The 14354-nt window shown below is 64.5% G+C and carries 11 protein-coding genes; 7 read left to right on the top strand and 4 right to left on the bottom strand.

Annotated features, from left to right (window positions below):
* The first annotated feature begins 93 nt into the window (after positions 1-93).
* The 3 genes from DPM35_RS04220 (at position 94) to DPM35_RS04210 (ending at position 3760) form a co-directional block, all read left to right on the top strand.
* Positions 94-1605, top strand: a complete 1512-nt coding sequence (locus DPM35_RS04220) for a sugar ABC transporter ATP-binding protein (RefSeq protein WP_112126026.1) — start codon at positions 94-96, stop codon at positions 1603-1605.
* 68 nt (positions 1606-1673) lie between these two features.
* Positions 1674-2666, top strand: a complete 993-nt coding sequence (locus tag DPM35_RS04215) for an ABC transporter permease (RefSeq protein ID WP_112126025.1) — start codon at positions 1674-1676, stop codon at positions 2664-2666.
* Between the two features lie 41 nt (positions 2667-2707).
* Positions 2708-3760 (top strand): substrate-binding domain-containing protein, encoded by a 1053-nt coding sequence (locus DPM35_RS04210; protein WP_112126024.1) that lies wholly within the window; start codon positions 2708-2710, stop codon positions 3758-3760.
* Positions 3761-3834: 74 nt separating this feature from the next.
* On the opposite strand, the gene DPM35_RS04205 is transcribed toward DPM35_RS04210, so the two are convergent.
* On the bottom strand, positions 3835-4074 hold the full coding sequence (locus DPM35_RS04205; protein ID WP_112126244.1) for a DUF1127 domain-containing protein: 240 nt from the start codon (positions 4072-4074) through the stop codon (positions 3835-3837).
* 260 nt (positions 4075-4334) lie between these two features.
* Between DPM35_RS04205 and DPM35_RS04200 the strand changes: the two genes are divergently transcribed.
* Entirely contained in the window at positions 4335-5840 is a 1506-nt protein-coding gene (locus tag DPM35_RS04200) for a winged helix-turn-helix domain-containing tetratricopeptide repeat protein (RefSeq protein WP_112126023.1), read from the top strand.
* 37 nt (positions 5841-5877) lie between these two features.
* Here the strand turns inward: DPM35_RS04200 and DPM35_RS04195 are convergent, their stop codons facing one another.
* The 3 genes from DPM35_RS04195 to DPM35_RS04185 all read right to left on the bottom strand — a co-directional run bounded on the left by DPM35_RS04195 (position 5878) and on the right by DPM35_RS04185 (position 10261).
* Positions 5878-6942, bottom strand: a complete 1065-nt coding sequence (locus DPM35_RS04195; RefSeq protein ID WP_112126022.1) for a D-alanine--D-alanine ligase family protein — start codon at positions 6940-6942, stop codon at positions 5878-5880.
* Between the two features lie 211 nt (positions 6943-7153).
* Positions 7154-9208, bottom strand: coding sequence for a bifunctional aldolase/short-chain dehydrogenase (locus DPM35_RS04190; protein WP_112126243.1), 2055 nt, complete (start codon positions 9206-9208; stop codon positions 7154-7156).
* A gap of 87 nt (positions 9209-9295) precedes the next feature.
* Positions 9296-10261, bottom strand: a complete 966-nt coding sequence (locus DPM35_RS04185; RefSeq protein ID WP_112126021.1) for a sugar-binding transcriptional regulator — start codon at positions 10259-10261, stop codon at positions 9296-9298.
* A 204-nt stretch (positions 10262-10465) separates the two neighbouring features.
* Here DPM35_RS04185 and DPM35_RS04180 point away from each other — a divergent pair, with 204 nt between their 5' ends.
* The 3 genes from DPM35_RS04180 to DPM35_RS04170 all read left to right on the top strand — a co-directional run bounded on the left by DPM35_RS04180 (position 10466) and on the right by DPM35_RS04170 (position 14201).
* Positions 10466-12106: an acyl-CoA synthetase gene (locus DPM35_RS04180; RefSeq protein WP_112126020.1), complete on the top strand. Its 1641-nt coding sequence runs from the start codon at positions 10466-10468 to the stop codon at positions 12104-12106.
* Positions 12107-12381: 275 nt separating this feature from the next.
* Positions 12382-12987 carry a TetR/AcrR family transcriptional regulator gene (locus DPM35_RS04175; RefSeq protein WP_112126019.1) on the top strand — a complete coding sequence of 202 codons (606 nt, stop codon included), beginning with the start codon at positions 12382-12384 and terminating at the stop codon, positions 12985-12987.
* Between the two features lie 53 nt (positions 12988-13040).
* The gene (locus tag DPM35_RS04170; RefSeq protein WP_112126018.1) at positions 13041-14201 is read left to right on the top strand and encodes an efflux RND transporter periplasmic adaptor subunit; all 1161 of its coding nucleotides are present in this window, start codon (positions 13041-13043) and stop codon (positions 14199-14201) included.
* Positions 14202-14354 lie beyond the last annotated feature (153 nt).

Here is a 14354-nt window from a genome sequence, read left to right as displayed (position 1 = left end):
CGGCGGGGCCAAGCTAGGAAGCGCTCTGGCAAATGTCAATCGTGTTGACAATTGACGAATGAGCCCATAGCGTCACGGATCAGGGAGGAACGAATGGGCGCAGATGCCGTGTTCCGTGTGGACGGCCTCAGGAAATCCTTTGGCCAGAACGAGGTGCTTGGCGGCATCTCGCTCGAACTTCATTCGGGCGAGGTTACCGTGCTGATGGGCGCCAACGGCGCCGGCAAATCCACCCTGGTCAAGATCATCAGTGGCGTCTATGCGCGCGGTGCCGGCACGATGCGGCTCGCCGGCAATGCGTTCGATCCGCAGACCCCCGCCGAGGCCATCCGCGCCGGCGTCGTCACCGTGCACCAGAACATCAATGACGGCGTGGTGGCCGACCTCGATGTCGCCACCAACCTGACGCTCGACCGGCTGAGCGGCAAAGGTGCGTCATTGCTGTTCAAGCCAGCCAATGTCCGCGCCGAAGCCAAGGCTGTCGCCGACCGTATGGGGCTCACAATCGACCTCAAGGCGCGCGTCAGCGATCTGTCACTGGCCGACCGGCAGATGGTGGCCATTGCCCGCGCCATGGCGCACGAGCCCAAAGTGCTGATCCTCGACGAGCCGACCTCGTCGCTGTCGAGCGCCGAGGCCGACCGGTTGTTCTCGCTGATCGACCGGCTGCGCGGTCACGGTGTCGCCATCCTCTATATCTCGCACCGCATGTCCGACATCAGGCGCCTCGCCGACCGCATCGTGTCGATGCGCGACGGCGTCATCTCCGGCGCATTCGATCAAAAACCGCTTGATTACGAGGGTGCCGTCAACGCCATGCTCGGGCGCAAGATCCATCTCGACAGGGTCGTCGCCAGACACTCGGCCAGCGCGATCTTCACCGCCGAGGGGCTGCGGATCGCGCAAGGGTCGAAGCCGATCTCGATGACGCTCGGCGCCGGCGAGGTGGTGGCGATCACCGGCCTTGTCGGCGTCGGCAAGACGGCGTTGGCCGAAACGCTGTTCGGCGTGCGCAAGCCGCTTGCCGGCACCATGCATATGGATGGCAAGCCCTACGCGCCGGGCTCGGCGCGCGAGGCGATCGCCGCCGGTGTCTTCCTGGTTGCCAAGGATCGCGCCGAGAGCGGCATCGTCGGCGGCTTCAACATCGAACGCAACATCAGCCTGCCGTTCCTCAAGCGCATGTCGAGCTTCAGTGTCATGAAGACGCGCGCCGAGCGTGTCGCCGCCCGCCGCCAGATCGACGAGCTCGGCATCGTCTGCCGCTCCGAAAAGGACGAGCTGTCGGCGCTTTCCGGCGGCAACCAGCAGAAGGTGATGGTGGCGCGCTGGATGTCGCAGGCTTCGCGCCTCTTCATCCTCGACGAGCCCTTCCAGGGCGTCGACATTTCGGCGCGCCGCGACATCGCCGCGAAGCTTCGAGCCAGCGCCGACGGCCGGGCGACGCTGATCTTCGTCACCGAGATCGACGAGGCGCTGGAAACCGCCGACCGCATCCTGGTGATGTCGGAACACACGATCGTCGGCGAGCACCGCAACGCCGATATCGACCTCGACCGGCTGCTGGCGGAAGTGGCCGGCGGCCCGCTTCACAGCGCTGCGTGAGGGGGACAAATTGCAGGGAGTGGACTGGGAATGCGTTTGAGTTCGAATGCCGCGCGGCGGGGCGCTGAATGATGCGCGACTACGCCATCCGCTACGGCTTCATCGTCCTGCTGGTCGGGCTGATCGCCTATTTCGCTGTTGCAGCCGACGGCTTCGTTTCGCCGCAAAGCGCGGTCTTCATCTTCCAGTCGGTGGCCATCACCGGCGTGCTGGCGCTCGGTGTCACCGCGACGCTCGTCGTCGGCGGCTTCGACCTGTCTATTGGCTCAGTCGCTACCAGCGCCATGATGGCGGCCTCTTACGCCATGGTGGTGCTGGAGCAGAACGCCATCGTCGCCGTCATCGCCTGCCTGGTCATCGGCGTCATCGTCGGCCTGATCAACGGCTGGCTGATCGTCTATATGCGTGTGCCCGATCTGCTGGCGACGCTCGGCATGATGTTCCTGCTGCTCGGCCTGCAGCGCATCCCGACCGAAGGACGCTCGATCGCCACCGGCATGACCATGCCCGACGGCTCGGTCGCCAACGGCAAGTTCTCGGAAGCCTTCCTGGCACTCGGCCGCCATCGCATCGACTTCTTCATCCCGAACCTGATCCCGGTTTCAGTGGTGGTGCTGGTCGTGCTTGCGGTGCTGATCTGGTTCTTCCTCGAATACACCCGCTTCGGCCGCATGATGTATGCCGTCGGCTCCAATGAGCGAGCCGCCGAACTCGCCGGCGCGCCTGTCAAGGCATACAAAATCTGGGCTTATGTCATTTCGGGAGTTTTTGCCTCGATCGGCGGGATTCTGCTCGCTGCCCGGCTTGGACGCGGCGACATCGCCTCGGGTAATAATCTGCTGCTCGACGCAGTTGCGGCGGCGCTCATCGGCTACGCGGTGCTCGGCGCGGCCAAGCCCAACGCCTTCGGCACGGCCGTCGGCGCGGTGTTCGTCGGCGTCCTGCTGCAAGGCCTGACGATGATGAACGCCCCTTACTACACGCAGGATTTCGTCAAGGGCGCGGTGCTCGTCGTCGCCCTTGTCTTCACCTTCGCCCTTTCCGGCAGGGGCAAGAGATAGTTGCGACCGGGACATTGATGAGAACACAAACGGAGGAAAAAGTGAGCATCACAAGGAGACTTTTGGGGAAGGCGGCACTCGGCCTCGCCGGCGCGGCGCTGCTGATGCAGGGCACGGCATTGGCGGCAGACAAGCCGGCGCCATTCGACAAGCCGGGCGTCAAGATCGCGCTGGTGCGCTATCTGTCGACCGGTGACTTCTTCCAGGCCTATCTGTCCGGCGTCGAGGCGCAGGCCAAGGCGCTCGGCGTCGATCTGCGCGTGCTGGACAGCCGCCAGGACGCCGCGCTCCAGGCCGACATGGTCGACCAGGCGATCGCGCTGGGCGTGCAGGGCATCATCATCCAGCACGGCCTGACGGAATCGATGAAGGACGCCGCCCAGCGCGCTGTCGACGCCGGCATCAAGGTCGTCGCCTTCGACGTCAATGTCGAGAATCCGAAGATCCCGCAGATCGAGCAGTCCGACCGCGACCTAGCCAGGCTCGCGCTGGAGCAGGCGGTGAAGGACAATGGCGAGAGCTGGAAGGCCGGCTATGTCTATGTCGCCGGCATCGCCCCGCTCGACCGCCGCAACGAGACCTGGGTGGACGTCAAGAAGAAATATTCGGGCATCAGCGAGGTCGCGCAGTTCGGCACGCTCGACAACCCGATCGCCAACTCGGTCGCCAACCAGGCGCGCTCGGTGCTGCAGGCGCATCCCGACATCAAGGTGATGTTCGCGCCCTATGACGAGTTCGCCAAGGGCGTGAAGATTGCCGTCGACGAGGCCGGCCTGAACAAGGGCATCAAGATCTACTCGGCCGATATCTCGACCTCGGATATCGCCGCGATGCGCGAGCCGGACAGCGCCTGGGCTGCCACCGCCGCCACCAACCCGGCCGTCGTCGGCCAGGTCTCGGTGCGCGCGCTGGCGCAGCTGCTTGCCGGCGAGGATCCCGGCCACAACGTCATCGTGCCGCCGACGCTGATCACCCAGAAGGAGCTGATCGACAAGGACATCAAGAACATGGAAGACCTGTCGGCCAAGCTGCCGCAGTTCGCCCATGCCAATGTCGCCATGCCTGCCTGGATGCCGAACCCGAATGCCAAGTAAGGGCTCAGGCCGTCGCAAAATGAAGAGAGCGGTCCAATGGGCCGCTCTCTGTCTTTGTAAGGGCCGTTGCGGCCTCACCGCTGCCAGAAAGGCAGTTTGGCGATCTCCGCCTCGACCTCTTCTTTCGTCAGTCCGATATCGTCGATCAGATGCGGATTGTCCATCGCCATGCGCTTGAGCTCGAAGCGGAAATAGGCCTGCTTGCGGCGCTCGGCGACGAGGCCGCGCCAGGCCGCGAGGCTGAAGCGCCGGCGGCCTGTGCGCATTGCGGACGGCGCCGCCAGACATGTGGAAGGCGCAAAGCTGTCGTTCATGGCAACCTCCATCGAAACGAGGGTTCCGAAGGCCCTCGACCTGATTGAGATTGCACTGTGCCGCAGGCGACCGGCGGCGTAATTAAGCCCTCCCAAATAGTTCTCAAAACTTCCAAATCGGCTAGAGCGGTTCACCGTTTCACGGAAACGGCGAACCGCTCTATCCCTTTGTTTTTACGCAATTCCGGGCGGAAGGTTACGGCGAAGGCGCCGAACTTAGCCGCTCACACTTTTCCTGGAATTGCTCTATAGATCGCCGCATGCAGGGATCGCGCTTTGCCTTCGGACCGTTTGTGCTTGATCCGGGCGCGGGAACGCTGCTTCGGGGCGATGTTCCCGTTGCCGCCGGCCATCGCGGACTGAAGCTGCTCGAGGCCCTCGTCGCGCGTCCCGGCGAAATCCTGGCCAAGGCCGAGCTGATGGACGCTGCCTGGCCGGGCACCGCCGTCGAGGAAGGCAATCTCACCGTCCAGATAGCGCAGCTCAGGAAGCTGCTCGGACCGGCGACCGGTGGCGGCGAGTGGATCGCCACGGTGCCGCGTGTCGGCTATCGCTTCACCGGTACCGTCGAACAGGCCGACGCCACACGCAAACCCTTGCCGCTGCCCGACAAACCGTCGATCGCCGTGCTGCCCTTCATCAATCTGAGCAACGACCCCGAGCAGGAGTCTTTCGCCGACGGCTTGACCGAGGACCTGATCACCGATTTGTCGCGGATACCGGGTCTCTTCGTCATCGCGCGCAATTCGGTCTTTGCTTACAAGGGCAGGGCCATGGACGTGCGCGCCATCGCCGGGGAGCTCGGTGTGCGCTATCTGCTGGAGGGCAGCGCAAGACGCGCCGCGGGACGCGTGCGCATCAACGCGCAGCTGATCGACGCGCTGAGCGGCGAGCATCTGTGGGCGGAGCGTTTCGACCGCGGCCTGGAGGACATCTTCGCCGTTCAGGATGAGGCTACCAGTAAGATCGTCGAGGCGTTGCTCGGACGGCTGCGCGCGCCGCCGGAGCGCAATCGGCCGAAGAGCCTCGAAGCCTACGATCTCGTCGTGCGGGCACGCAAAATGTTCGACGAGTCGCCGCAAATGGCGCGCGAAGCGCATCTGATGCTCACGCGCGCGATCTCGCTCGACCCGGACTATGCCGAGGCCTATCGCTGGCTTGCGATGAACCACTGGATGGGCTGGGTGCATTGGGGTGAGCCGTTCGAGCCTGCCCGCAGCACGGCTCTGCAACTGGCGCACAGGGCAGTGGCGATCGATCCCAACGACGCCGGCTGCCGCTGGGTGCTCGCCAACCTGCTTGCCTATGAGCGCGATTTCGAACAGGCCGAGATTGAGTTCGCCAAGGCGATCGAACTCGATCCGAACGAGGCGGATATCTGGGCGACATTGTCCGACATCGAGGTGCTGGCCGGCCAGGTGGACTTGAGTCTCGAACACATCCGCAAGGCATTCCGGCTCAATCCATTTCCGCCGAGCTGGTATTACCTGACGCTCGGCCAGGCGCAGTATGCGGCCCGCGACTATGAGGCGGCCGTCGAGACGCTACGCCGCGACGAGACCTACCGCACCAGCTCACGCCGCTTCCTCGCGGCAAGCCTGGCGCAGCTCGGCCGCCTCGACGAGGCGCGCACCGAGGTCGCGCTGTTCCTCGTCGGCAATCCGCATTTCTCTACGCAGCGCTGGGTCGACACGGAGCCGTTCCGCGACGAGGCGACGCTCGGGCATTTCGTCGATGGCTTCCGCAAGGCCGGCCTGCCGGAGTGATGCGGCGATCTGAGCTATTAGTAGCTCAACCCTGGCCTCAGCGGCCGGCGCGCGCCAGCCCGTGCGCCACCAGGCGGTCGATGACTTCCGGGTAGCTGACGCCGCTCGCCGCCATCGCCTTGGCGTACATGCTGATATTGGTGAAGCCGGGAATGGTGTTGAGCTCGTTGATCAGGAAATTCAGGTCCGGCATCAGGAAGAAGTCGACGCGGGCCATGCCGTCGCAGCCAAGCGCTCTGAACGCCTTTGCGGCTGTGCCCCGCATGGCTTCCTCGACCTCCGGCGGCAGCTCGGCCGGCACGATCAGTGCCGCGCCGTCTTCGTCGATGTACTTGGCATTGTAGTTGTAGAAGCCGTGGCTCTCCGCGGGCACGATCTCGCCTGGACGCGAGACGAAAAGTTCGCCCGCGGGGCTCTCCAGCACGCTGAATTCGATCTCGCGGCCACGAACGAATTCTTCCGCCAGCAGCTTGCGGTCGTGCTGGAAGGCTTCTGTCAGCGCCCGGTCGAATTCCTGGCTGGCATTGACCTTCGCGACGCCGACCGACGAACCTTGCCGCGCCGGCTTGATGAAGAGCGGCAGGCCGAGCTGCTCTTCCAGTTCGGTGAGCGATGGCGCCGCACCCTCGTCGATCGCCACCGAGCGTGCGACGGGCAGCCCGGCCGCCTTCAGCAGCCGCTTGGCGATGTCCTTGTCGAGGGCCGTGGCGGAGCCGAGGATGCCGCAGCCGGCAAGCGGCACGCGCGCCACTTCGGCCAATCCCTGCACCGCGCCGTCCTCGCCATGCAGGCCATGCAGCACCGGAAACAGTATATCGATGGCGGGAAGGTCGTGGGGAGTCCCGCCGGCGGGTATCGCCAGCATCCGTCCATGCCCGCCCGGCACCAGGCAGAGCTGCGTGCCAGAGGATGGCGTTGCCAGCGCGCCGCCCTCGAAGCTGCTTAGCAGCCACAGTCCTTCGCGCGTGACGAAGATAGGAACGGCATCGTATTTCGCCGGATCCAGCGCGGCCATGACATTGGCCGCCGAGAGCAGCGAGACCTCATGCTCGGCTGAGCGCCCGCCGAACAGCACGCCGATACGAAGTCTTTTTGCGGGCATCGACAACTCCACCAATGATCAGGGTTGGAGCTCGCACGCGAAACACCAGACATCCCCTTCAACCGTAGTAAGCGGAGGATTGGAGTGGGACTTTGACCGGTTGCAGCAGTTTTTCAGCAGAAGCGCGAAAGGCACTCCGTCCTGAGAGGTGTCAACGCGAGAAGAGCGGTGCGTCGTTTCGTGAAACGACGAACCGCTGCAACGGTGCTCGTCACCGCAACGCCGCCGCGATGTTGCCGCCGTCCACCGTCGTCACGTCCGCCGTGGTGCGCTCGGCCAGCGCCTGATGGAGGAAGGCCTGCGCCACGTCGTCGGCCGTCACTTCCTGCCCGAGCAGATTGCCGGACATGTATTCCTTCTCCGACACGCCGCGCGCGCCGGAGCGGCTGGCAATCATGGCGTCGGTCAAAAGGCCCGAGCGGATGCGGTCGGCGTTGACCGCGTTGGAGCGGATGCCATAGGCGCCGTAATCCAGCGCATACTGCCGTGACAAGAACAGCGTCGCCGCCTTCGGAATGCCGTAGGCGCCGAATTTCGGGCCGGGATTGATCGCCTGCTTCGAGGTGTTGAAGAGCAACACGCCGCCGGTACCCTGTTCCAGCATGATGCGCACCGCATTCTGCGCTGCCGACTGATGGGCGAAGAAATTGAGCTCGAAGCTCTTGCGCAAGGTGGCGTCGTCCAGTTCGCCGATGCGGCCTTCCCAGGCCGCTCCCGCATTCGAGACCAGGATGTCGACGCCGCCATAGACGGCCACCGCCTTGTCGAAGGCGGCGCGCATCTCGTCAGGCTTGGTGATGTCGGCGCCGATGCCGATCGAGTTGTTGCCGGCCGCCTTCGCCGCGTCGGCGGCCTTGGCGGCGTCGAGATCGACCATCACCGCATGCGCGCCATTGGCCGCGAACAGTTTTGCCGTCGCGGCGCCGATGGCGCCGGCGCCGCCGGTGATCAGCACCACCTGGCCGGTCAGCGGCTTCGGCTTGTTGGAGGCAAGCTTGGCCTGCTCCAGCGACCAGTATTCGAGCGGGAAGAGATCGGCTTTGGACAGCGGATGGAAATTGCCGACGGCCTCGGCGCCGCGCACCGCCTCGATCCACATCTCGCCGACATCGGAAGCGATCTTGGCATCCTTCAGCGTGCGGCCATGGCCGAACATCCCCAGCCCCGGAACCAGCGTCAGGCGCGGCATCGGGTCGAGCATGGTGCGCTTGACGTCGTCCAGCGCGTCGTTGGTCTCGAAATAGGCGGTGTAGTCCTTGACGAAGGCCTCGACATGGCTGCGCACCACGGCCTTGAAGTCGCCGAGCTTGTCGGCGTCGGGCGCCGGCACCGCCATCGGTCCCGTCTTGATGCGGATCGACAGATCGGGCGTCGAGACGCCGCGGCCGGCCAACTCGGCAATCTTGGCCGAATTGATGAAATCGACGATGGCGTCCGAGGTGCGGAAGTCGCTGATCATGCGGTCGAAACGGCCTTCGCCGCGCGACACGGCCACCGCGCCGCGCAGCGTCGGCGCGATGTCGCCCGGCTTGGCGAGTTTTGCCGGCAGCGCAGCCTTGGCCGCCTGCGGCTTGCCGTTTTTGGCGACGTAGTCCTCGGCCACAGTCACGTAATGGATCATGCGGTCATAGGCCTGCTTGGCGTCGTCGCCGAAGGTGAAGATGCCGTGCTTGTCGAGGATCAAACCCTCGACGCTCGGGTCGGCGTCATAGATGTCGGCCGCGACCTTGGCGAGGTCGAAGCCCGGCTTGATGTAAGGCACGTAACCCATCTTGTCGCCGAACACGGCCCTGATCAGCGGTTTGCTGTCTTCCTGGTCGACGATGGCGAGGATCGCGGTCGAATGCGTGTGGTCGACGAATTTGTGCGGCAGGAAGGCGTGCAGAAGTGTCTCGACCGACGGGTTGGGAGAGGCGGGATCGATCAGGTTGGAGCGCTGCAGCGCGACCATGTCCTCGTCGGAGAGCTTGGTAAGCGTGCGCGCCTTGAGCAGCGCGCCCATCTTCACCGCCGGCAGGCCTTGCGGCTCGATGACGGCCATGTCCCAGCCGCTGCCCTTGACGCACAGCACATCCCACTCGTCGCCGAGGAGATCAGTGGCCTTGGTCTTGCAGGACGTGTTGCCGCCGCCATGCAGCACCAGCCGCGGCTCTCCGCCGAGCAGGCGGGTCGTGTAGACGCGCAGCGCAAGGTCGCCGCCGACGCCCTTCTTGGCATAGTCGGTAACCGTCTTCTCCGCGTCGGCATCGTTCCAAAGATTCTTCATGTCGTTCCGTCCGATACTCGTCTTTTTGCTCATGAACAGAAAGCCGCGACGCCTGTATGACAGACAGAAGCGGCGAGGGTGGTTTTTCTAAGAGGCCTTTTTGGTTGCCGCCTCGGCGTACTGGAGCAGGCGCCCGGCCATATGCGCCCCGATCACCAGATGCGTGCAGAGCCCGCCGGCGATGGCTGAAAGCAGCGGCTCGAACTTGGTGTCTTCCTGCACCACCATCAACCGCTTCCCGATGGCGCGCAGCGAAGCGAGCTCGGCGGAGATGACGCGCCGGTTGTAGCTGCAGTCGAGCACCTCGCCCCTGGCGTCGATGATCTGTCCGGCGATGACGCCGGCGGCGCCCTGGCTGCGCAGTCCTTCCATCTCGGCCGGCGACAGCGCGCCGCATTTGACCAGATGGCTGTCGGCATCGACCGCGCCGACGGAATAGAGCGCGAGGTCGCACTCGGCGATGCCGGCGAGCTGGTCGCGGATCACCGGCTCGGCGCGCAGGCTCTTCGCCAGCTCTTCCGTCGACAGCACCAGCGGCGCGTAGAAGTTCAGGCCCTTGGCGTTGAGCCGCCGCGCGATCTCCATCGTGCACTGGTCTGGCCGGTAGGAATAGGGCGCGCCGAGATTGCCGCAGAGCTGCACCACGGTCACGTCCTGTAGGTCGGCGAAGGACATGATGTCGGCGATGGTGTAGACGGTGCGGCCCCAGGCGACGCCGATGCGGTCGCCCTTCTTCACCAGCTCGAGGAAGACGCTCGCCGCCAGCACGGCGATGTCGGTCGAAGGGTCGGCGAGATAAGCATTTTCCGGCGCGATCCAGACGGCGTCCAGCCCGAAGGCATCTTCGACCTTGCGCGCCATGACATCGTCGGTGAAAAGCTGCGTCGAGGTCGAGATGTTGACGATGCCGGTCTCGCGCGCCTTGCGCAGGTACATGGCGACCGAGGCCCGCGAAATGTTAAGCTGGCTCGCCACTTCGTCCTGGCGAAGGCCGTGCGCATAGTAAAGCCAGGCGGCCTTGTGGATGAGCTGTTCTGCCGGTCTGATCGCCATGCCGCCTCCTCGGCTGACATTAGTCACGGCTCTCGACAAAAGTCAAATTTGCACACCAGGGCCGCGATCGCCTCGCGGCGCGGCCCAATCCGGATCGCCATTCTACCAAGCCGGCGCAGCATAGCATTTTCGGCCGCGGAAGGGGGATGGCGTGACGGCGGGCCTAGGGTTAGAAAGCTCGAAAAGAACATTGGGGAGAACGGGATGGCCAATCCCTACGAACAGGATCTCGACAGGAACGCCGCCAATTATCAGCCGTTGACGCCGCTCACTTATCTTGAACGCGCGGCCAAGACCTATCCCGACCACATCGCCATCATCCATGGCAGCCAGCGCATCACCTATCGCGAGTTCTGGCGCCGCTCGTTGAAGCTTGCCTCGGCGCTTGCGAGGCACGGCATCGGCAAGGGCGACACGGTGACGGTGATGCTGTCCAACACGCCGCCGATGCTGGAAGCGCATTTCGGCGTGCCGATGACCAAGGCGGTGCTGCATTCGCTGAACACCCGCCTCGACGCCGCCGTCATCGCTTTCCAGATCGACCATGCCGACTCGAAGGTGCTGATCGTCGACCGCGAATTCTCGGGCGTGGTCAAGGAGGCCCTGGCGTTGGCCAAGTCCAAGCCATTGATCATCGACTACGATGACCCCGATTATGCCGCCGACGCTCCCTACCCGAAGGGCGAGCGGATCGGCGTGCTCGATTATGAGGACTTCGTCGCCGCGGGCGACGAGGCGTTCGCATGGTCGATGCCGGATGACGAATGGGACGCCATCTCGCTCAACTACACCTCCGGCACGACAGGCAACCCGAAGGGCGTCGTCTACCATCATCGTGGCGCCGCCCTGATGGCCTACACCAACACCATCCATGCCGGCATGGCCAGGCACGCGGTCTATCTGTGGACGCTGCCGATGTTCCATTGCAACGGCTGGTGCTTCCCCTGGACGCTTGCCGTGCAGGCCGGCACGCATGTCTGCCTGCGCTGGGTACGGGCGAAACCGATGTACGACGCGATCGCCGATCACGGCGTCACCCATCTGTGCGGTGCGCCGATCGTCATGTCGGTGCTGATCAACGCCAAGGATGAGGACAAGCGCCAGTTCCCGCAGACCGTCACCTTCAACACTGCCGCGGCGCCGCCGCCGGAGGCCGTGCTGGCGGGCATGGCCGACGCCGGCTTCGCCGTCACCCATCTCTACGGCCTCACCGAAACCTACGGCCCGGCCGTCGTCAACGAATGGCACAACGAGTGGGACGCGCTGGAGAAGGGGCCCAGGACGGCGAAGAAAGCGCGCCAGGGCGTGCGCTATGCCTCGCTCGAGGGTCTTACGGTGATGGACCCTCAGACGATGGAGGAGACGCCGGCCGACGGCGAGACCATTGGCGAGGTCATGTTCCGCGGCAACATCGTCATGAAGGGCTATCTGAAGAACCGGAAGGCCACCGACGAGGCCTTCGCCGGCGGCTGGTTCCATTCCGGCGACCTCGGCGTCATGCATCCGGACGGCTACATCCAGCTCAAGGACCGCTCCAAGGACATCATCATCTCGGGCGGCGAGAACATCTCCTCCATCGAAGTCGAGGACGCGCTCTACAAGCATCCGTCGGTCGCCTCCTGCGGCGTTGTCGCGCGCGCAGACGACAAATGGGGCGAGGTGCCGGTCGCCTATGTCGAGCTGAAGCCCGGCAAGACCGCGACAGAGGCCGAGATCATCGAGCATTGCCGAGGGTTGCTGGCGCGTTTCAAGGTGCCGAAGGCGGTCGTGTTCGCGGAGATCCCGAAGACCTCGACGGGCAAGATCCAGAAGTTCCGGCTGCGGGAGATGGCTAAGGGGGCGTAGTTCGCCCCAACACGGCCGCGACATCGACAATTTGCGCCAGCGCCCGCGACTTCGTCATCCTAGGGTCTGCGCCGCGTCGCTTCGCTCCTTGCTCCGCCCTAGGATGACGACCCCATCAGCGTCGGCTGCCAATCGCAGGCGCCGATTGAAGGCCGCGCCCGCTGTCACCATCTGTCACCAATTATACGTGTACGTCGATTCCGCGTTGACTCCTCGCTCCTTTCGTTTTACGACTGACGAAAATTGAAATTCGTCACTTATCAAACGAAAGTGCCATGTCCGAAGCCGCCGACATCGTGGCAGACCCAGCCAAACAGGAGAATGTGACCCGCATTCTCGACTGCGCCGAGCGGCTCTTCCGCCACTACGGTTACGGCAAGACCAATGTCGCCGACATTGCCCGCGAGCTCGGCATGTCGCCGGCCAACATCTACCGCTTCTTTGCCTCCAAGGTTGAAATCCACCAGGCCGTCTGTGGCCGCATGCTCGGCGCTAGCTACAAGATGGCCTACGAGATCATGCATCTGCCGATCAGCGCCGAGGAACGGCTGCGCCGCTACATCCATGCGCAGTACAAGATGACGCTGGAGGTCATGCTCGACCAGGAGAAGGTGCATGAGATGGTCATCGTCGCGCTGGAGCGCGACTGGTCCGTCATCGACAAGCATGTCAACAGCATCCACGACCTCTACGCCGAAGTGATCCGCGAGGGCATCGAGGCCGGCGAGTTCAGACAACAGGATCCGGAAACGGCCTCGCGCTGCTTCGGCGCCGCGACCGTTATTCTCTGCCATCCGCAGATGGTGGCGCAGTGCCTTGCCAAGACCAACCGGGCGATGCCCGACGAACTTATCGACTACGCCATCAGAGCCTTGAAATAGAAGCCGTCCGCCGGGTGCGGTCGACAAATCATCTCCAATTCGGGAGCGCTAAGGTGTCTTTGTCCAGTTCCATCCTCCGCAAGCTGCCGGCTGCACGCCTCTCAACCGCCGCCGTCGTTGCGGCAATGCTCGGCCTTGCCGGCTGCAGCCAGGAGAAAGCCGAGGTCGTCCAGGAAGTCGTCCGGCCGGTCAAGGTTGTCGAGATCGGCGAGGCGCAGACCACCCGTCAGCTCGATTATTCCGGTTCGGTGCGCGCCCGCACCGAGATGAATCTCGGCTTCCGCATCGCCGGCAAGGTCACCGAGCGCCTGGTCGACATCGGCCAGCACGTGAATGAGGGCGACGTGCTCGCCCGCGTCGATCCTGCCGATTACGAACTGTCGGTGAAGAGCGCTGCGGCCAGCCTCGACGCCGCCGAGCGCCAGGTCGAGACCGTCGACCTCGCCAGGAAGCGCGCCGAACAGCTCTATGCCAAGAATTTCGCGCCGAAGTCGCAGCTCGACCAGGCGCGGCTGACCTACGACCAGGCCGTGGCGACCCGCGATGCCGCTCGTTCGACGCTGGCCCAGGCGCAGAACCAGGTTCAATACGCCGATCTGAAAGCCAGCAAGAACGGCATCGTCACCGCCATCTCCGCTGACGTCGGGCAGGTGGTCGCGGCCGGCACGCCGGTGATGACTGTCGCGGTGGATGGCGAGAAGGAAGTGTCGATCGCGGTGCCGGAGATGGACATTGCCGGCTTCAAGCCCGGCAAGGAGGTCAAGGCGAGCTTCTGGTCGGACGAAGGCTTGACGCTTGACGGCAAGGTCCGCGAGGTCGCCGGCAGCGCCGATCCGCAGTCGCGCACCTTCGCCGTCCGGGTTTCGCTGCCCAACGATCCGCGCGTGCTGCTCGGCATGACCGCCAATGTCCAGGCGACCGTCGGCAACAAGACGCAACTTGTGTCGATCCCGCTGACCGCGATGACCGAGAAGGATGGCAAGCAGATCGTCTGGACGGTGGACCGTGCCTCCGACACCGTGCATCCGCGCCCGATCAAGGTCGCCAACTTCACCGCCGACGGCGTCACCGTGGCCGACGGCCTGAAACAGGGCGATGTCGTGGTCGCGGCGGGCACCCAGTTCATGGCCGAAAACTTGAAGGTCAAGCTTTCTGGCGACGTCCAGCAATCCGCCTCGGCGGAGGACGTCGCAACCACCAGCAGCCTGCACTAACCAGGCGCGACAGACGCCTTTCCCGCTCTCGCTGCATCAAGCCGCGAGCCGGGGAGGGCATGGGTTCCGGGCGGCGGACGCCAGATCGCGGGATACCGGCATGTTGGCTCCCCCCCGCGGCAGTGCCGCGTCGTCCTGCGTGATTTGCGAGTC

It is taken from the genome of Mesorhizobium atlanticum, from assembly GCF_003289965.1.
Taxonomy (GTDB): domain Bacteria; phylum Pseudomonadota; class Alphaproteobacteria; order Rhizobiales; family Rhizobiaceae; genus Mesorhizobium; species Mesorhizobium atlanticum.
Note: the sequence above shows the minus strand (reverse complement) of the source record. Positions and strands in the feature narration are given on the sequence as shown.

Excerpts from the sequence above, each read along its gene's own strand:
- DPM35_RS04195 (WP_112126022.1), bottom strand. The coding sequence starts at position 6,942 with ATGCCCGCAAAAAGACTTCGTATCGGCGTGCTGTTCGGCGGGCGCTCA.
- DPM35_RS04205 (WP_112126244.1), bottom strand. The coding sequence starts at position 4,074 with ATGAACGACAGCTTTGCGCCTTCCACATGTCTGGCGGCGCCGTCCGCA.
- DPM35_RS04190 (WP_112126243.1), bottom strand. The coding sequence starts at position 9,208 with ATGAAGAATCTTTGGAACGATGCCGACGCGGAGAAGACGGTTACCGAC.
- DPM35_RS04185 (WP_112126021.1), bottom strand. The coding sequence starts at position 10,261 with ATGGCGATCAGACCGGCAGAACAGCTCATCCACAAGGCCGCCTGGCTT.
- DPM35_RS04200 (WP_112126023.1), top strand. The coding sequence starts at position 4,335 with ATGCAGGGATCGCGCTTTGCCTTCGGACCGTTTGTGCTTGATCCGGGC.
- DPM35_RS04180 (WP_112126020.1), top strand. The coding sequence starts at position 10,466 with ATGGCCAATCCCTACGAACAGGATCTCGACAGGAACGCCGCCAATTAT.
- DPM35_RS04215 (WP_112126025.1), top strand. The coding sequence starts at position 1,674 with ATGATGCGCGACTACGCCATCCGCTACGGCTTCATCGTCCTGCTGGTC.
- DPM35_RS04175 (WP_112126019.1), top strand. The coding sequence starts at position 12,382 with ATGTCCGAAGCCGCCGACATCGTGGCAGACCCAGCCAAACAGGAGAAT.
- DPM35_RS04220 (WP_112126026.1), top strand. The coding sequence starts at position 94 with ATGGGCGCAGATGCCGTGTTCCGTGTGGACGGCCTCAGGAAATCCTTT.